Here is a 16,831-nt window from a genome sequence, read left to right on the forward strand (position 1 = left end):
ACAAGCTGGATTCAGTTCGCCCGGAGGAGCTGTCCGGATCATGAACGGCACATGGCCGCGGCGGATCGGCTACCGGAAGAGCCAACGCCGTTTCCTCGCCGGTGGGAGCGGGTCCCGGGGGACGGGAGACAGTGGCGCTCCGGCGCGGTTAGGGTGGTCGGGGAAGCGGAACACAGCGCAACCAACTGCGCACAGTTCGGGACACGGAGGGCGTTCGCGTGGGTACGTCGCGTTATCTGGAGATCGCCGAGGCGGTACGGCGGTCGATCCTGGGCGGCGAGTATCCGGTCGGGGCGCAGCTCCCCTCGGAGAGCGACCTCGCGGCCCGCTGGTCCGCGTCGCGCGGGACGGTCCGGCAGGCCGTCGCCGTACTGGCCTCCGAGGGCCTGATCGGCTCCCGGCAGGGTGCGCGCAGAATCGTGCTGCGCCACGAACGCCGGCACAGCTTCGCGGAGTTGAACAGCTTCGCGCAGTGGGCCGAGGGCATGGGCCACGAGATCTCCAGCCGTATCCTGACCCGCGCCCGCCGCCCCGCGACCCCCGCAGAGGCCTCCCGGCTCTCCGTCACCGCCGGATCGCCGGTCCTGTACGTCATACGGCTGCGGCTGCTCGACGGCGAACCGGCCATGCTGGAGCGCACCGCGTACGCGGAGTGGGTGGCGCCCGCGGTGGAGGAGCTGCCCGAGGACTGCGTATCCATCATGAACAGCATCGCCGGACAGCACGGCATCGTGGCCCAGTACGGCGAGCACCTGCTCGACGCGGTCGCGGCGGGGAGCGTGGACGCGCGGCTGCTGCGGGTCCGCCGGGGCAGCCCGCTGCTGCGGCAGCGTCATCTGACGTGCACGGCGACGGGCCGGCCCATCGAGTGGACGGACGACAGGTATGTGGCGGGGAGTGTGACGTTCAGTGTGAGCAACTCGGCGGACACGGCCCCGCTGTCGCGGCATGCGGGCGCGCTGGACGCGTAGCGCGGCTTGCGGGACCTCGGCCCCGCCGTGTCCGCAATCGCCGGACGGGCTTGATCTTCCGCCGGTCCGGGCGAGCAGATCCGGCCCCGGTGGTGCTCGAGCCGCAGGCTCCGGGGCGGAGCCCGGGTGCGCGGACCGGTGCCGTCAGCCGCCCGAGGTATCGAGTTCCGCTTCCGCGCCGATCCCGGCGCAGTCGTACGGATCCTTCAGCCAGCCATCCGGCAGAACCACCCTGTTGTTGCCCGCCGTACGCCCGCGCGGCCCGTCCGCACCGACCGGCCACGGCTGGTCCAGGTCGAGCTCCTCCAGATGTGCGTCCATCTCCGCCAGTGACGAGGTGATCGCCAGCTTCTTCCGCATCTCCGAGCCGACCGAGAAGCCCTTGAGGTACCACGCCACATGCTTACGGAAGTCGATCACGCCACGCGTCTCGTCGCCGATCCACTCCCCCAACAGCTCCGCGTGCCGCCGCATGACGACCGAGACCTCCTTGAGTGTCGGCGTCGCACAGGTACCCGTACCCTCGAACGCCGCCACCAGGTCGCCGAAGAGCCACGGCCGCCCCAGGCAACCGCGCCCCACGACCACTCCGTCGCAGCCCGTCTCCCGCACCATCCGCAGCGCGTCGTCCGCCGACCAGATGTCGCCGTTGCCGAGCACCGGGATCTCCGGAACGTGCTCCTTCAGCCGGGCGATCGCGTCCCAGTCGGCCGTACCGCCGTAGTGCTGCGCCGCCGTACGCCCGTGCAGCGCGATCGCCGTCACGCCCTCCTCGACCGCGATCCGGCCCGCGTCGAGATAGGTGATGTGGTCGTCGTCGATGCCCTTGCGCATCTTCATCGTGACCGGCAGGCCGCCCGCGTTCGACACCGCTTCGTTGAGGATCGCGCGCAGCAGCGGCCGCTTGTACGGAAGGGCCGAGCCGCCGCCCTTGCGCGTCACCTTCGGGACCGGGCAGCCGAAGTTCAGGTCGATGTGGTCGGCCAGGTTCTCGTCCACGATCATGCGGACGGCCTTGCCGACGGTCACCGGATCCACCCCGTACAGCTGAATGGACCGCGGCGTCTCAATCGCGTCGAAGTGGATGAGCTGCATGGTCTTCTCATTGCGCTCGACCAGCGCCCGCGTCGTGATCATCTCGCTGACGAAAAGCCCCTTGCCGCCGGAGAACTCGCGGCACAGCGTGCGGAACGGCGCATTGGTGATGCCCGCCATCGGCGCGAGCACCACCGGGGGCTGCACGGCGTGCGGGCCGATCCTGAGCATCGAGGAGGACGGGGCGAACGTGGTCATTCGCCCATTGTCGCTCACGACGGGAGTCGTTAGTCAGCCGTACTATCCGCGTATGCCCGAGCTCACATACCGACGGCGGCTGGTCGTGCTGGCGATCTGCGCTATGAGCCTGCTGATCGTCAGCCTCGACAACACGATCCTCAATGTCGCGCTGCCCTCGATCCAGAAGGAGTTTCACGCCTCGGTCGCCGGGATGCAGTGGACGATCGACGCCTACACCCTCGTCCTCGCCTCCCTGCTGATGCTCTCCGGCTCCACCGCCGACCGGATCGGCCGACGCCGGGTCTTCCAGACCGGGCTCGTCCTCTTCACCGTCGGCTCGCTGCTCTGCTCGCTCGCGCCCAATCTCGAGTCGCTCATCGCGTTCCGCATGGTGCAGGCCGTCGGCGGCTCGATGCTCAATCCGGTCGCGATGTCGATCATCACCAACACCTTCACCGACCCGCGCGAACGGGCCCGTGCCATCGGCGTCTGGGGCGGCGTCGTCGGCATCTCCATGGCCGCGGGGCCCCTGGTCGGCGGAGTCCTGGTGGACTCGATCGGCTGGCGCTCGATCTTCTGGGTCAATCTGCCGGTAGGCATCGCCGCCATCCTGCTGACCTGGCGCTACGTACCGGAGTCCCGCGCCCCGAAGCCACGCCGCCCCGATCCCGTCGGCCAGCTCCTAGTCATGGCTCTCCTCGGCTCACTCACCTACGCGATCATCGAGGCGCCCTCGGCCGGCCGGCACTCGCCGGTGATCCTTGCCCTCAGCGCGGTCGCGGCCCTCGCGCTGGCCGGACTGCTGCTGTACGAACCGAGGCGCACCGAGCCTCTGATCGATCTGCGCTTCTTCCGCAGCGCCCCGTTCAGCGGTGCCACGGTCATCGCGGTGTGCGCCTTCGCCTCGCTCGGCGGCTTCCTCTTCATCAACACGCTCTATCTGCAGGACGTCCGCGGCCTGTCCGCCATGGACGCCGGTCTCTACATGCTGCCGATGGCCGCCATGACGTTCATCTGCGCACCGCTGTCGGGACGGCTGGTCGGCAGCCGCGGTCCGCGCCTCCCGCTGATGATCGCGGGCGTCGCGATGGCCGCGAGCGGGGTGCTGTTCGCCGCCTTCGAGGCCGAGACCTCCGACGCGCTGCTCTTCCTCGGCTTTTTCCTCTTCGGTCTCGGCTTCGGCATGGTGAACGTGCCGATCACCAACACCGCCGTCTCCGGAATGCCCCGCTCCCAGGCCGGTGTCGCGGCCGCTGTCGCCTCCACCAGCCGGCAGATCGGGCAGACCCTCGGCGTCGCCGTCATCGGAGCCGTACTGGCGGCCGGGGTCGCCTCCACCTCGTACGCGGACGGCTTCGTCGCCGCGAGCAGGCCCGCCTGGTGGATCATCACCGGCTGCGGGCTGTGCGTCCTCGTGGTGGGGGCGCTGACCAGCGGCGGCTGGGCACGGGAGACGGCGCGGCGCACGGCTGAGCAACTGGAACCGCCGGACCGGGACAAGGCGCCGTCCACAGCGAACGCATAGCCGTCTCCGAGCAGGGCCACAGGCGCCATGGGGCGTCGCTCACCCTTCGCCGGACTCCCTGGTCCGGCGGCGTCCGTTCGGCAAGGATTCGACGGATGAGTCCGAGTCGAACGTGCGAGGTGTGCGGGACCGAGCTGCCCGGCCGAGGGCCGCGCAAGGAGAGCGGGCCGGCACAGGGCGGCCGGCCTGCCCGTTACTGCTCCGCCGCATGCCGACAGCGCGCCTTCCGCCGACGCTCGGCACGGGACGCCCAGGACCAGGACCGAGAACACCGCCAGGACCAGGAGCACCGCCAGGACCAGGAGCACGGCCAGGACCAGGAGCACGGCCAGGAGCAGGACCACAGACAGGTGGTGGGCCGGGAGCTGCCACGGCCACTGGACTCCTTCATAGGCCGGCGGCTCGAGCTGTCGCGGCTGCGCACCCTCTCGAAGTCCTCGCGGCTGCTGACTCTCACCGGTCCGGGCGGAGTCGGCAAGACCCGTCTGGCGATGGAGTTCGCCGGCGGCCGGAGTGGCGGCGCCGACGGCAAGGCCCTGCTGGTCGAACTGGACTCGCTGCGCGACGGCGACCGGCTTCCGCAGGCCGTGGCCGCCGCGCTGGGCGTCGGCGAGCGCGGCGGCCGTACAGGTATCGCGCTGCTCGCGCACGAGCTCGGCGACCGCCCGATACTGATCGTCCTGGACAACTGCGAGCACCTGGCCGAGCCGTGCGCACAGCTGGCCGCGGCCCTGCTCGCCCGGTGCCCACGGCTGCGGATCCTCGCCACCAGCCGGGAAGTGCTGCGCGTGCCCGGCGAAGTGGTGTTCCGGGTCGGCGAACTGTCCCTGTCGCCGGCCGGCGAGGACGACGACCCGGCAGCCGTGCTGCAGGCGGATGCCGTCCGGCTCTTCGTGGAGCGCGCGGGCAGCTGCGCACCCGGATTCGAGCTGCATGCCGGCAACGCCCGTACCGTGGCGGAGATCTGCCGGCGCCTCGACGGCATGCCACTGGCCATCGAGCTGGCGGCACGCCGTACGGGAGCCCTCCCGCTGAGCGACATCCTGGCCGGCCTCGACGACCAGCTCACCCTCCTCACGGACGGCAGCAGAACCGGACCGGGACGCCACCGCGAGCTGGCGGCCGCGATCGACTGGAGCCATCGGTTACTGGACCCGGAGGAGCAGGCCCTCTTCCGCCGTCTCTCGGTCCTCGTCGGCGGCTTCGACGCCGTAGGAGCGGCCGCGGTCTGCGCAGACGGCGAGATGCCGCCACGGCACGTCCTGCGGGTGCTGTGCGCGCTGGAAGCCAAGTCCCTGATCGTGCGGCTGCCCGGCACCGAGGCCGAAGTCACCGCACGATTCAGGCAGTTGAGCGCCATCCGCGCCTACGCCCTGGACCGCCTCGCCGACTCCGGCGAGCTGCCAGGCACCTGGCAGCGGGCCGTCGACTGGCTGACCGGACTGCTGGAGCCGACCACGGGTCAGGTCTTCGTCGACCAGGCGGGCGGCCCCCTGACCGAGGAGCGGGAGAACCTCGCGGCGGCCGTCGCCCACACCAACAGCCACGGTGGCGCACCGAACGTACCCCTGACGCTGGCACTTGCGCGTGTGCGCTACCAGCAGGAGCAGCTGACAGCCGCCCGCGCACTGCTGACGGACGTGCTGGAGCGCGACAGCGACCCCGAGGATTCGCGGGACCCGAGGGACCCCCGGCACTCCGAGGACTTCCAGGACTCCCGGCACGTCGGTGCGGCCCTGGCGCTCGCCGCACGCGCCGCCTGCCAGCAGGTGGACGAGGCGGCCGCACTGCACTTCGCCGAGCAGGCGGTCGCCGCCGAGCGGCGCCGGAACGACCCCGCCTCACTCGCCAACGCCCTGGACGCACGCGCTGCCGCCCTGCTGTGCCGCGGCGAGTTCTCGCAGGCCGTCGACGACTTCGCCGAGTGCCTGGCCATCGTCGCCACGCTCGGCCGCCCCCACGACACCGCATGGTGCCGGCATCACCTGGCCTGGGCGCTGCTGCATGTCGGCAAGGCGGCCGAGGGCGATGCGCTCATGTCTTCCTGCCTGCCCGAGCTTCGAGGGCAGGCACCCTGGTGCCAGTCGGCGGCAGCGCTGCACACCGCCGGCGCGATACGGCTGGCTCTGGGCGACCTCAGGGCGGCGGAACGGCTGTTCGCCGAGGCCCTGCGCACGGTGCCCGGTGAGAGTTTCCACGCGCTGTATCCGCTCGAGGGGCTTGCCGTCGTGGCGGCGGAACGCGGCGAGATGAAGCGCTCGCTGCGGCTGTTCGCGGCCTGTGCGCAGGCGCGCCGCCGCCTGGACACCGAGCCGGAAGCCGAGTGGCAGCGGCACGTCGAAGCCGCGGCGGCCCGCGCCGAGGCGGCTCTGACCCCGGCTGCGCGGGACGGGGCGGTGGCCGGTGGACGCCGGCTGCGCTGGGAGCGGCTGCTCGTCTACGCGCTGAACGGGACCGCCGAAGAGTCCGCGTCAGTCGTCTCCTCAACGGCCGGCAACGGTGACGGAGGAGGGGGAACCGGGAGCGGAACCGGCGGCGGGCGATCTGCGCTGACAGGGCGGGAGGCAGCTGTCGCCGCTCTGGTCGCCGAGGGACTGACCAACCGTGAGATCGCGGCTCGTCTCGATCTGTCGGCGAGCACCGTCGCCACCCATCTCGACAACGTACGGGACAAGCTGGGCATGCGGTCCCGGACCCAGATCGCGCTGTGGGTGGCCGGAAAGGAACGGCGCGCCACCCCGGAACACGACAAGCGCTGGGGCGAGGTTTCGTAACGCGGCAAAGCCGCCGGTCATCTGATCGATCCGCTCTTCAGCGGCAGCGGCAAAGCTGAGCCGGAACAGGGCATTCCAAGGACTCGCAGGCCTCTGGCCCGTCCTTCCCCCCACGGAATGCCCTGGCGAGCAGTCGATTCCGGCAAGGAGACGCGATGCGGCCAGACCACGAAACGAGCGGCGAGCACACGAGCTCGAGGAGGGCGTTCATCAGAACGAGTTCGGCGGGGATGACCGCCGCCCTCGTGGCGACGAGCGGGGCCGGCGCCGCCCTGGCGGCACCGATGAGCACGGTGCAGGAGGCGCGCGCGGCGGGACGCCCGTTGGCCGTCACGCCTGCCTGCGACGGTCACGAGACCCCGGCGGCGACGGAGGGCCCGCTCTTCAAACCGGAATCCCCCGAGCGGACGGACTTCATCACCCCCGCGATCCGCGGAGTGCGGCTCGACTTCAGCGGCGTCGTCTACGACACCGCCTGCAAGCCGCTGCCGGGGACGCTCATCGAGTTCTGGCAGTGCGACCAGAACGGCGACTACGACACCGCCGGCTTCTCGCTCCGCGGACACCAGCACACCAACAGTAGGGGCGCGTTCCGGCTCACGACGATCATCCCCCGGGACTACTGGGGCCGTTGGGGCCAGCGGGCTCCCCACATCCACACCCAGGTCCAGGCGCCCGGCGGACCGGTGCTCGTCACCCAGCTGTACTTCCCCGACGACACCCAGGCGTACGGCCGGGACTTCGCCACGCTCAACGCCGCGGACCGGCTCCTCAACCGGGCCTGCACGATCACGCTCGCGGGCCCGAAGGACGGCCGCTACACCGGCGCCTTCGACTTCGTCATCCAGACCACGGCCAAGTAGCCGACCGCCGATCACTCAAGGATCTCCGTGATGCATACGAGCAAGTCATCCCGGCACCGGAAAGTCAGTCGGTCGCCCATGGTGGCGGCGCTGGCCGCGGGAGCCGTCGCGGTCGGGGGCCTGATCGCCGCCGGCACCGTCTGGGCCGGCCCCGCCCCCGCCGCCAAGGACGTGGCGGCCGCACCGGCGCGCGTCGCGGGACAGTGGCAGTCGACCGCGGTCCCGGTGGCCAAGGGCGACCTCACCGCCGTGGCCGCGCTCAGCGACAAGCAGGCCTGGTCCGTCGGCTACCGGCTGAAGAGCGCCACCGAGCTGGAGGCCCTGGCCCTGCACTGGGACGGCACGTCCTGGACGCAGCAGTCGACGCTGCCGAAGGACACCTTTCCGCAGGCGCTCGCCGTACGGTCGGCCAGTGACATCTGGGCGGTCGGCGCGACGGCGGCCCACTGGGACGGCACCTCCTGGACCACGCGCAACCTCGACCGTGACCCCGCGGGCCGGTTGACACCCGACGCGGTGGTGACGACGTCCGACGGGAAGGCCTGGACGGCCGGTCGCGTGGTGCCGCAGGGCATCAAGAACGGGGTCCCCGCCATCCAGGCCTGGGACGGCACGGCCTGGCGTCGGCAGACCCTGCCCGACGTCGGCAAGGGCGAACTCACCAGCCTCACCGCGGTCGCACCGGACGACATCTGGGCGGCGGGCACGTCCTTCGCCACCGACAGCACCGCGGAGACGGCCCTGCTGCTGCACTGGGACGGCACCTCCTGGACGCGGGTCGCCGCGCCCGCGGGAGCCAAGGATGAGCACCGCTGGCTCAGCGGCATCACCGCACTTGGTGCCGACGACATATGGGCGGTGGGCGGTTCGACGTCCAAGGGAGGCGACCTCGCCTACGCGGTGCACTGGGACGGCAAGAAGTGGACCGACGTCAAGACACCCGCGATCGCCGACGGCCGGCTTCGGGCCGTCGGCAGGGCCGGGGACGGCGCGCTGTGGGCGGTCGGCGGCAAGGGTGCTGTCTCCGTCGCCCTGCGCTTCGACGCGCAGGAGCGCCGTTGGGAGCAGGCAGCCGACCCCGGTGTGGTGGTGCGAGGGTTCACCACTGTGCCGAGCAGCGCAGATCTGTGGACAGTGGGTATCGCCAAACAGGGCGACCTGGTTCCGGCGGTGACCCGCTTCACGGGCTGACCGGCACACCGAACCCGGGCCCGGACCACGCGCCACGGTCCGGGCCCGGGCCATGCCACGTGCTCAGGCCTCGGCGAGCGCGAACGCCTGGAGCTTCTCCAGGCGCTCGCGCGATTCGACGTCCAGAGGTGTGTAACTGACCAGCCGGGGCCCGGCCGCCGGGCCCAGCCAGAGATTGTTGTGCTCCAGGTGCAGCAGGCCCACATGGGCGTTGCGGATCAGCTTGGTCCTGCCGCTCTGGCTGACCACCTCATGGCGCGCCCACACCTCACGGAACGCCGGCGAGGACCTCTCCAGTCGCCCCAGCAGCGCCTTCCACGCGGGCTCGGCCAGATGCTCGGCCATCGACGCCCGGAACTTCGCGGCCATCATCCGGTTGGCGTCCGCGAGATCGGTGACCGCCGCCCGCCAGTCGTCATTGGTGAAGGCCATGATCATGCAATTGCGGTCCTCCGGAGGAAGGGCGTCGAGGTCGCAGAACAGCCGTCCGTAGGTGCGGTTGTACGCGAGGATGTCGTAACGGCTGTTCATGATGCAGGCCGGAATCGGCTCGAGCTGCACGAGCATCTGCCGCAGGGCCGGCGTGATGGTCGGGCAGGGCGTGCCGGGGGCCGGGTCGGTGGCGCCGGCCAGGGCGAAGAGATGGGTGCGCTCGCTGGGGTCGAGGAGCAGCGCGCGGGCGATGGCGTCGAGGACCTGCGGGGAGACCTGGATGTCCCTGGCCTGTTCGAGCCAGGTGTACCAGGTGACACCGACGGTCGCGAGATGCGCGACCTCCTCGCGGCGCAGACCGGGAGTCCGCCGGCGACGGCCGCGCGGCAGCCCGACCTGCTCGGGGGTGATGCGTTCACGACGGCTGCGCAGAAAGCCCGCGAGCTCATGCCTTCGTACGTCGCTCTCCTGCACCATCGTCGTCATGCTTCCAGCGTGCCGGACGGCGCAGACCATTGCCAGGTAGTGCTTGTACCAGGATAAAGACACTCTGGTACCAGGCTCCACGACGGACGATCGTCGATGGCGTGAGTGAGACCAGTGTTCTTTCCCCAGATCCCGTCCGCGTCGCCAAAGCCGCGGAAGCCGCCGAAGCCGCCGGGCCGCAGCTCGGCCCGCTCGGGCTGTTCACCGTGCTGCTCGGCGCGGCGCTTCCCCTGATCGACTTCTTCATCGTCAATGTCGCCCTGCCGACCATCGAACACGACCTCGGCGCGGGCCCCGCGCTGCTGGAACTGGTGGTCGCCGGGTACGGACTCTCGTACGCCGTACTGCTCGTCCTCGGCGGACGGCTCGGAGACATGTACGGCCGCCGCCGGCTCTTCCTGGCGGGCATGGCCGCCTTCGGACTCACCTCGCTGGCCTGCGGGCTCGCGCCGGACGCCTGGACGCTGGTCGGGGCACGGGTGGCACAGGGCGCGGCAGCCGCGCTGATGATGCCGCAGGTACTGGCCACCATCCAGTCGGCGACGGCCGGCCCGCGCAGGGCCCGGGCGATGAGCCTGTACGGAGCGACTGCCGGACTCTCGATGGTCGCCGGGCAGATCCTGGGCGGCGTCCTGGTCGCGGCCGACATCGCGGGCACCGGCTGGCGGGCGGTATTCCTGGTGAATGTGCCGGTGGCGCTGATCGGCCTGGTACTGGCCGCCCGCTCGGTCCCGAGAACGCGCTCCGCCAACCCCGCGCCCGTGGACGTACCCGGCACGCTGCTGCTGACCGTGACCCTGCTGACGCTGCTGGCGCCGCTGACGGAGGGACGGGCCACCGGCTGGCCGCTGTGGACATGGGTCGCGCTGGCGATGTTCCCGGTCGCGGCGGTGGCCTTCTACCGGGTGGAGCGTCGCGCGGACCGGCAGGGGCGTACACCGCTGGTACCGCCGAGCCTGTTCGCACTGGTCCCGCTGCGGCGCGGGCTTGCGCTGGTACTGCCGTTCTCGATCGGCTTCGGCGGCTTCATGTTCGTGGTCGCGGTGGCGCTGCAGCAGGGCCTCGGGATGGGGGCCGTGGCCTCCGGGACGGCGCTGGTGCCGATGGCGCTGGCCTTCTTCGTGGCGTCGCTGGCAGGACCGCGGCTGGTGGTGCGGTACGGCACCCGGATCGTGCCGACCGGCGGCGCGCTCCAGGCCGTGGGCGTCGCGGTACTGGCCCTCGCCGTCTGGCGCGGCTGGCCGGACCTGGGCTTCGTGGAACTGATGCCGGGCGTCGCGCTCGCCGGCTTCGGCCAGGGACTCCAACTGCCGGTCATCTTCCGGATCGTGCTCTCCGAAGTGCCGCCGGAGCGGGCCGGAGTGGGCAGCGGTGTGATGGTGACGACCCAGCAGTCCGCACTGGCGCTGGGCGTGGCCACGCTGGGCTCGCTCTTCCTCTCGCTGGCCACATCGGCGGGGATGCGTCAGGCACTGACGGTCACGCTGCTGGTGCAGCTGGGGATGATCGTGCTGACGACGCTGCTGAGCCTGCGCCTGCCGCGCACGGTGAACTGACCCGTTGAACCTGGCGGACCCGGACATGGGCCGGAGATGGCCGTGGGCCCGGACCGCGTGACGCGGTCCGGGCCCACGGCCATGATCAGGCCTGGTTCTCCTGCGGCTCCTGCGGCGTGTCGACGCTCTCGGCACGCTCGCGCATCTTGCGCACCAGTTCCTGCTTCTGGTCGGCGGACGCCTTGCGATCGGCGTTGCGCGCGGGACCGTTGCCCTGCTGGTCGGCGCGCGACAGCTTCTTGCGCTGTCCGCCCACGCCGAGGAGGTTGTTTCGGCTCTTGGCCATGGGTTTCTCCCATTTGTGGTGAGAAGTGACTGGGGAATCGTCAGACGGGGGCGGGAGTCGACCGCCGCCCTCTCACTCGTAGATCGGGAGATACGCATACATGCGGGCCACGGTACCCCGCCGCGAAGGGCGGGGACACCTCGTTTTTTCGCACGGGCCGCGCGAGCGAACCGGTCGAGCGGACAGGGGAGATCATCAGGCGCTCGGGTCCACCGTGGCCTGGTGTGCCTCGGCGAGGTGTTCCTCGGCTTTGAGCCAGGGCAGGAACTGCGCCCCTTTGCGCCAGCCGCAGGTGTTACAGGTCAGCGTCCGCTGCATGCCCGATTTCTGTACGTGCACGACATGCTCGCGGCCGTGCTGATCCCATCTGCTGACCTTGCTTGTGGTCATGGACGGCATCGGTCCTCCTGGTGACGAGTGCGCCCAGTGTGCAGCAGGTTCAACATCAACAGCAGCACCTTGTCGCGCTGTTGTCCCATACGTCCCGCTCCGTGCGCTCAGGCGCCACCTTCCAGGAAGCGAAGTACCGCCAGCACCCTGCGGTGATCCGCGCCGGCGCGCTCCAGGCCGAGCTTGGCGAGGATGCTGTTGATGTGTTTCGCGACGGCGCTTTCGCTGATCACCAGCCGATCTGCGATTCCGGCGTTGGAGCGGCCCTCCGCCATCAGGGCGAGCACATCCCGTTCGCGCCCGGTCAGCCGTTCCAGCGGATCGCTCTGCCGCCGCACCAGGAGCTGTGCGACGACCTGCGGGTCGAGGGCGGTTCCGCCGTCGGCGACCCGTCGCAGCACTTCGATGAACTCCTCGACGTCCGCGACCCGTTGTTTGAGCAGGTAGCCGATGCCGCTGGTGTTGGCGGCTATGAGCTCGGCGGCGTACCGCTCCTCCACGTACTGCGACAGCATCAGGACGGCGGTGTCCGGCCACCGCTGTCTGAGCTGGAGTGCGGCCCGTACGCCTTCGTCGGTGAAGCCGGGCGGCATCCGGACGTCGACGACGGCCATGTCGGGCCGGTGTTCCTCGACCGCGGCCAACAGCCCTTCGGCGTCGCCGACTTCCGCGACAACCTCGAATCCGGCCATCTCAAGGACTTTGACGACGCCGACCCTGAGCAGGACGGAATCTTCGGCGATCACAGCGCGCACGGCAGCTCCACGGTCATGACGGTCGGGCCCCCGGTGGGGCTGCTCATCCGGAAGGTCCCGTCGACGGATCCCACACGTTGGGCGAGTCCTCTGAGACCGGTACCGCCGGCCGGATCGGCGCCGCCCGCACCGTCGTCGGCGACGACCACCCGCAGTATCCCGCCCAGCCTGGACACGGTCACGTCGGCGCGGGTCGCGTGCGCGTGCTTGGCGATGTTGGTGAGAGCCTCGGAGGCGACGAAGTAGGCGACCGCTTCGACGGCGGGTGCGGCTCGCCGCGGCAGGTCGACCTGTAGCCGTACGGGCAGTGGCGCGCGGGCGGCAAGGCCGGAGAGGGCTGCGTCGAGGCCGAGTTCGTCGAGTACGGACGGGTGGAGGCCGCGTACGAGATGGCTGAGTTCCTCGATCGACTCCTTGGCTTCGCGGTGTGCGTCGTCGATCACCTGCCGCACCTCGGGCGGCAGGTCCTTGAGTGTCACTTTGGCGATCCCGAGGTTCAGTGCGAGTGATACGAGCCGTTGCTGGGCGCCGTCGTGGAGATCGCGTTCGATGCGGCGGCGTTCGGCGTGGGCGGCGTCGACCGCTCCGGCCCGGCTTTCGGTGAGGTCTTCGACGCGCTGCTCGAGTTCCGCGGCCCGGGTGTCCTTGAGGAGGGCGGGGGCGATGCGGTTCTCCAGCCGTACCAGGGCTCCGGCGAGGCTCGGCACGGCGGCCAGTGCGACTACTCCGGCGGCCATGACGTAGGCGGCCTGGGTGGTGTAGCCGGGGTGGCCGATCCGCCAGTCCGCCGGCAGCAGCATGATCCAGGCGTAGATGGTGGTGGCGGCCGCGCCGGCCACCAGGAGCGCGAGGACGAGCAGTTCGAGTATCCCGAGGCAGGGCCCGGCGAGGCAGTTGTACGCGAACTGCCGTCTCGCCACGGCGAACCGGAGCGGGGGCAGGTCCACGCCGCACAGTTCGCGGTGGCGCCATCGGTGGGCTTCCGTGAGGCCGAATCCGGCGATGGCGATCAGGGCGACGGGGACGGGAAGGATCACCGGGGCGTCGGAGGAGGTGCCGTTGAAAGTTGCGACGGCCAGCTTCGCGGCCCAGAGGAACAACGGTGCTGTGACGAGGTGCAGGAGCATCCCGGAGGCGATGAAGGACATGTCGCGCCGCAGCCGGGTGAGGGAGCGGCGGAGCCGGGGCGGGATGGTCATGATCAAACCGTATGTGGTGGGCATGTCCGGCCGCCATGAAGCCTGTTGCCGGTTCTGGGGTGCAACTGGTGCCACCCCAAGTCGGCAAGCAGGGTTACTGACTGTGACCACACGGAACAGGAGTGTTGATCGCGAACCCGAAGGCCGGGTTCGTGACAGCCGAAAGAGGCTCGCTCCATGGCTCTCATCGCCTTCAACTCCCCCGTCGATACCGCCCTGTTGCCCAGATGGAAGGGCCGGCTGCTGACCGGTGCGGGCCTGGCTCTGCTGCCGTGGACGGGGTTTCTGGCGGCGACGCTCCCGCCGGGCGAGGCGGCGGCGTGGGTGGCGCTGGATGCTCTGGAGGCTGCCTGTCTGCTGACGGCGGGCAGTCGGCTCGTACGGGGCGGAAGCGGCCACCGGGCGGCGGCGGCCGGCGCCGCGCTGCTGCTGGTGGCCGATGCCTGTGCGGACCTGCTGACGTCGGCTCCGGGCGCCGAGCTGGCGCAGGCGGCGGCGATGGCGGTGTGTGCGGAGCTGCCGCTGGCGGCCCTGTGCGTGGACCTTGCCGTACGGACGCATGCGGGGGCCGGCCGGGCTTCTGGCCCGGCCGGCCCCCGAAGGTCAGCGTGCGGTCAGCAGCCGAGCAGGCGGCTGCCCAGGTAGCCCTGGATCTGGTCCAGGGAAACGCGCTCCTGCTTCATGGTGTCGCGCTCGCGCACGGTGACCGCGTTGTCGTCGAGGGTGTCGAAGTCGACGGTGACGCAGTACGGCGTGCCGATCTCGTCCTGACGGCGGTAGCGGCGGCCGATGGCCCCGGCGTCGTCGAACTCGATGTTCCAGTTCTTGCGCAGGTCGGTGGCGAGGCCCTTGGCCTTCGGCGACAGCTGCGGGTTGCGGGAGAGCGGCAGCACGGCGACCTTGACCGGTGCGAGGCGCGGGTCGAGGCGCATCACGGTGCGCTTCTCCAGGACGCCCTTGGCGTTGGGCGCCTCGTCCTCGTTGTACGCGTCGAGGAGGAACGCGAGCATGGCGCGGCCGACACCGGCGGCGGGCTCGATGACGTACGGCGTCCAGCGCTCGCCGGCTTCCTGGTCGAAGTACGACAGGTCGTGGCCGGAGGCCTTGGAGTGCGCGGAGAGGTCGAAGTCGGTGCGGTTGGCGACGCCCTCGAGCTCGCCCCACTCGCTGCCGCCGAAGCTGAAGCGGTACTCGATGTCGGCGGTGCGCTTGGAGTAGTGGGAGAGCTTCTCGGCCGGGTGCTCGTACCAGCGCATGTTCTCCTCACGGAGACCAAGGTCGCGGTACCAGTTCCAGCGCTGCTCCATCCAGTATTCCTGCCACTGCTCGTCCTCGCCGGGCTTGACGAAGAACTCCATCTCCATCTGCTCGAACTCGCGGGTGCGGAAGATGAAGTTGCCGGGAGTGATCTCGTTCCGGAAGGACTTGCCCATCTGCGCGATGCCGAACGGCGGCTTCTTGCGCGAGGTCTGCTGCACCTGGCCGAAGTTGGTGAAGATGCCCTGCGCGGTTTCGGGGCGCAGGTAAGCGACCGAGCCGGAGTCCTGCGTCGGGCCGAGGTGCGTGGAGAGCAGGCCGGAGAAGCTCTTGGGCTCGGTGAAGGTGCCCTTGTTGCCGCAGTTGGGGCAGTTGAGGTCGGCGAGCCCGTGTTCGGGGACCTTGCCGTGCTTCTCCTCGTACGCCTCTTCCAGATGGTCCGCGCGGAAGCGCTTGTGACAGGAGGTGCACTCGGTGAGCGGGTCGGTGAAGGTGGCGACGTGACCGGACGCCTCCCAGACCTCGCTGGCCAGGATCACCGACGAGTCGATACCGACGACGTCCTCGCGCGAGGTGACCATGTAGCGCCACCACTGGCGCTTGATGTTCTCCTTCAGCTCGACACCCAGCGGTCCGTAGTCCCAGGCGGCACGCTGACCGCCGTAGATCTCGCTGCACGGGTAGACGAAGCCACGGCGCTTGCTCAGGTTGACGATGGTGTCGATCTTGTCGGCGGCCACGGTGCTCTCTTCATTACGACGACGACGAACGGCGAATGCTTCAGGTTACCGGCGGCCGCACCCCCCGGATCAAATCGGATCCGGGTAAGGGGAGCTCAGCAGCTTTGTTGACAATCGTTTCCAGTTTTGTTGAAAATGACTGTCATGAACGTACGCCGCCTCATACCCGCCACCGCTGCTGCCGGAGCCGTCGCCCTCGGCCTCATCGCCGTCTCCGCCTGCTCCACCTCCAATGCCGCCGACGGCAGCAGCGGCGGCAAACTGAAGGTGGTGGCGTCGTTCTATCCGATGCAGTACCTCGCCGAGGAGATCGGCGGCGACCATGTCTCAGTCTCCACCCTCACCAAGCCGGGCGTCGAGCCGCACGACCTGGAGCTGGGGCCCCGCCAGACCGCCGAGCTGAACGAGGCGGGCTGCATCCTCTACCTCAAGGGCCTCCAGCCCGCCGTCGACAAGGCCATCGCCCAGTCCGAGGCGAAGAACAAGGTCGACGCGGCCACTCTCACCAAGCTCGAGCACCACGGCACCGAGGGCGGCCACAGCCATGAGGGCGAAGCGGCCGGCCACGACGAGCACGGGCATGAGGGCGAGGCGGGCGCCGACCCCCACATCTGGCTCGACCCGGTGAAATACGCCGAGGTCGCCAAGGGGGTCGGAAAGTCCCTCGAGAAGGCCGACCCCGACCACGCCGCGGACTACCGGAAGAACACCGACGCGCTCGTCACCAGGCTCGGCGGGCTGAACACGACGTACGAGCAGGGCCTGAAGAACACCGCCACCAAGACCTTCATCACCACCCACGCCGCCTTCGGCTACCTCGCCGAGCGCTACGGCCTGGACCAGGAGGGCATCGCGGGCATCGACCCCGAGTCCGAGCCCAGCCCGGCCCGTATCAAGGACCTCCAGGCCATCGCGAAGAAGGACAAGGTCACCACCGTCTTCTTCGAGACGCTCGCCAGCGACAAGACCGCCAAGACCCTCGCCAAGGACGCCGGACTGAAGACGGACGTCCTCGACCCGCTCGAAGGAATTACGGACAAGTCCAAGGGCGCCGACTACATCGAAGTGATGCAGTCCAACCTCGCCGCGCTGCAGAAAGCTCTCGGCGCGAAGTGATATCGATCGGTACGC

15 protein-coding genes are annotated in these 16,831 nt (G+C 70.1%); 8 read left to right on the forward strand and 7 right to left on the reverse strand.

Going from position 1 to position 16,831, the window contains the following annotated elements:
* Positions 1-218: 218 nt before the first annotated feature.
* Positions 219-971, forward strand: a complete 753-nt coding sequence (locus OG966_RS13285) for a GntR family transcriptional regulator (protein ID WP_326649791.1) — start codon at positions 219-221, stop codon at positions 969-971.
* Between the two features lie 144 nt (positions 972-1,115).
* On the opposite strand, the gene dusB is transcribed toward OG966_RS13285, so the two are convergent.
* The gene (gene dusB, locus OG966_RS13290; RefSeq protein WP_326649792.1) at positions 1,116-2,264 is read right to left on the reverse strand and encodes a tRNA dihydrouridine synthase DusB; all 1,149 of its coding nucleotides are present in this window, start codon (positions 2,262-2,264) and stop codon (positions 1,116-1,118) included.
* A gap of 52 nt (positions 2,265-2,316) precedes the next feature.
* On the opposite strand from dusB, the gene OG966_RS13295 reads away from it, so the two are divergent.
* From OG966_RS13295 to OG966_RS13310, 4 genes are all read left to right on the forward strand, one after another.
* A complete protein-coding gene (locus tag OG966_RS13295; protein ID WP_326649793.1) occupies positions 2,317-3,771 on the forward strand; it encodes an MFS transporter in 1,455 nt (484 codons plus the stop codon).
* A gap of 95 nt (positions 3,772-3,866) precedes the next feature.
* Complete coding sequence (locus OG966_RS13300) at positions 3,867-6,545, forward strand: helix-turn-helix transcriptional regulator (RefSeq protein ID WP_326649794.1); 2,679 nt, start codon at positions 3,867-3,869, stop codon at positions 6,543-6,545.
* A 230-nt stretch (positions 6,546-6,775) separates the two neighbouring features.
* The gene (locus OG966_RS13305; RefSeq protein WP_326649795.1) at positions 6,776-7,408 is read left to right on the forward strand and encodes a dioxygenase family protein; all 633 of its coding nucleotides are present in this window, start codon (positions 6,776-6,778) and stop codon (positions 7,406-7,408) included.
* A gap of 30 nt (positions 7,409-7,438) precedes the next feature.
* Positions 7,439-8,599 (forward strand): hypothetical protein, encoded by a 1,161-nt coding sequence (locus OG966_RS13310; RefSeq protein WP_326649796.1) that lies wholly within the window; start codon positions 7,439-7,441, stop codon positions 8,597-8,599.
* Positions 8,600-8,662: 63 nt separating this feature from the next.
* On the opposite strand, the gene OG966_RS13315 is transcribed toward OG966_RS13310, so the two are convergent.
* A complete protein-coding gene (locus OG966_RS13315; RefSeq protein ID WP_326649797.1) occupies positions 8,663-9,517 on the reverse strand; it encodes a helix-turn-helix transcriptional regulator in 855 nt (284 codons plus the stop codon).
* Positions 9,518-9,723: 206 nt separating this feature from the next.
* Here OG966_RS13315 and OG966_RS13320 point away from each other — a divergent pair, with 206 nt between their 5' ends.
* The gene (locus OG966_RS13320) at positions 9,724-11,073 is read left to right on the forward strand and encodes an MFS transporter (protein WP_326655185.1); all 1,350 of its coding nucleotides are present in this window, start codon (positions 9,724-9,726) and stop codon (positions 11,071-11,073) included.
* An 85-nt stretch (positions 11,074-11,158) separates the two neighbouring features.
* Here the strand turns inward: OG966_RS13320 and OG966_RS13325 are convergent, their stop codons facing one another.
* The 4 genes from OG966_RS13325 to OG966_RS13340 all read right to left on the reverse strand — a co-directional run bounded on the left by OG966_RS13325 (position 11,159) and on the right by OG966_RS13340 (position 13,703).
* Complete coding sequence (locus OG966_RS13325; RefSeq protein WP_326649799.1) at positions 11,159-11,359, reverse strand: DUF6243 family protein; 201 nt, start codon at positions 11,357-11,359, stop codon at positions 11,159-11,161.
* 195 nt (positions 11,360-11,554) lie between these two features.
* Positions 11,555-11,758 carry a hypothetical protein gene (locus tag OG966_RS13330; RefSeq protein ID WP_326649800.1) on the reverse strand — a complete coding sequence of 68 codons (204 nt, stop codon included), beginning with the start codon at positions 11,756-11,758 and terminating at the stop codon, positions 11,555-11,557.
* 98 nt (positions 11,759-11,856) lie between these two features.
* The gene (locus tag OG966_RS13335; RefSeq protein ID WP_326649801.1) at positions 11,857-12,504 is read right to left on the reverse strand and encodes a response regulator transcription factor; all 648 of its coding nucleotides are present in this window, start codon (positions 12,502-12,504) and stop codon (positions 11,857-11,859) included.
* Complete coding sequence (locus OG966_RS13340; RefSeq protein ID WP_326649803.1) at positions 12,492-13,703, reverse strand: sensor histidine kinase; 1,212 nt, start codon at positions 13,701-13,703, stop codon at positions 12,492-12,494. The genes OG966_RS13335 and OG966_RS13340 overlap by 13 nt, the downstream gene beginning before the upstream one ends.
* 177 nt (positions 13,704-13,880) lie before the next feature.
* Here OG966_RS13340 and OG966_RS13345 point away from each other — a divergent pair, with 177 nt between their 5' ends.
* The gene (locus OG966_RS13345; RefSeq protein WP_326649804.1) at positions 13,881-14,348 is read left to right on the forward strand and encodes a hypothetical protein; all 468 of its coding nucleotides are present in this window, start codon (positions 13,881-13,883) and stop codon (positions 14,346-14,348) included.
* On the opposite strand, the gene OG966_RS13350 is transcribed toward OG966_RS13345, so the two are convergent.
* A complete protein-coding gene (locus OG966_RS13350) occupies positions 14,318-15,700 on the reverse strand; it encodes a glycine--tRNA ligase (RefSeq protein ID WP_326649805.1) in 1,383 nt (460 codons plus the stop codon). The genes OG966_RS13345 and OG966_RS13350 overlap by 31 nt on opposite strands.
* Before the next feature lie 144 nt (positions 15,701-15,844).
* Between OG966_RS13350 and OG966_RS13355 the strand changes: the two genes are divergently transcribed.
* Positions 15,845-16,816 carry a metal ABC transporter substrate-binding protein gene (locus OG966_RS13355; protein WP_326649806.1) on the forward strand — a complete coding sequence of 324 codons (972 nt, stop codon included), beginning with the start codon at positions 15,845-15,847 and terminating at the stop codon, positions 16,814-16,816.
* Positions 16,817-16,831: the final 15 nt, after the last annotated feature.

The organism is Streptomyces sp. NBC_01750 (assembly GCF_035918095.1).
In the GTDB taxonomy this organism is placed as follows: domain Bacteria; phylum Actinomycetota; class Actinomycetes; order Streptomycetales; family Streptomycetaceae; genus Streptomyces.

Excerpts from the sequence above, each read along its gene's own strand:
- OG966_RS13355 (WP_326649806.1), top strand. The coding sequence starts at position 15,845 with ATGAACGTACGCCGCCTCATACCCGCCACCGCTGCTGCCGGAGCCGTC.
- OG966_RS13345 (WP_326649804.1), top strand. The coding sequence starts at position 13,881 with ATGGCTCTCATCGCCTTCAACTCCCCCGTCGATACCGCCCTGTTGCCC.
- OG966_RS13315 (WP_326649797.1), bottom strand. The coding sequence starts at position 9,517 with ATGACGACGATGGTGCAGGAGAGCGACGTACGAAGGCATGAGCTCGCG.
- OG966_RS13295 (WP_326649793.1), top strand. The coding sequence starts at position 2,317 with ATGCCCGAGCTCACATACCGACGGCGGCTGGTCGTGCTGGCGATCTGC.
- OG966_RS13300 (WP_326649794.1), top strand. The coding sequence starts at position 3,867 with ATGAGTCCGAGTCGAACGTGCGAGGTGTGCGGGACCGAGCTGCCCGGC.
- OG966_RS13340 (WP_326649803.1), bottom strand. The coding sequence starts at position 13,703 with ATGACCATCCCGCCCCGGCTCCGCCGCTCCCTCACCCGGCTGCGGCGC.
- dusB (WP_326649792.1), bottom strand. The coding sequence starts at position 2,264 with ATGACCACGTTCGCCCCGTCCTCCTCGATGCTCAGGATCGGCCCGCAC.
- OG966_RS13305 (WP_326649795.1), top strand. The coding sequence starts at position 6,776 with ATGACCGCCGCCCTCGTGGCGACGAGCGGGGCCGGCGCCGCCCTGGCG.
- OG966_RS13330 (WP_326649800.1), bottom strand. The coding sequence starts at position 11,758 with ATGCCGTCCATGACCACAAGCAAGGTCAGCAGATGGGATCAGCACGGC.
- OG966_RS13325 (WP_326649799.1), bottom strand. The coding sequence starts at position 11,359 with ATGGCCAAGAGCCGAAACAACCTCCTCGGCGTGGGCGGACAGCGCAAG.
- OG966_RS13310 (WP_326649796.1), top strand. The coding sequence starts at position 7,439 with ATGCATACGAGCAAGTCATCCCGGCACCGGAAAGTCAGTCGGTCGCCC.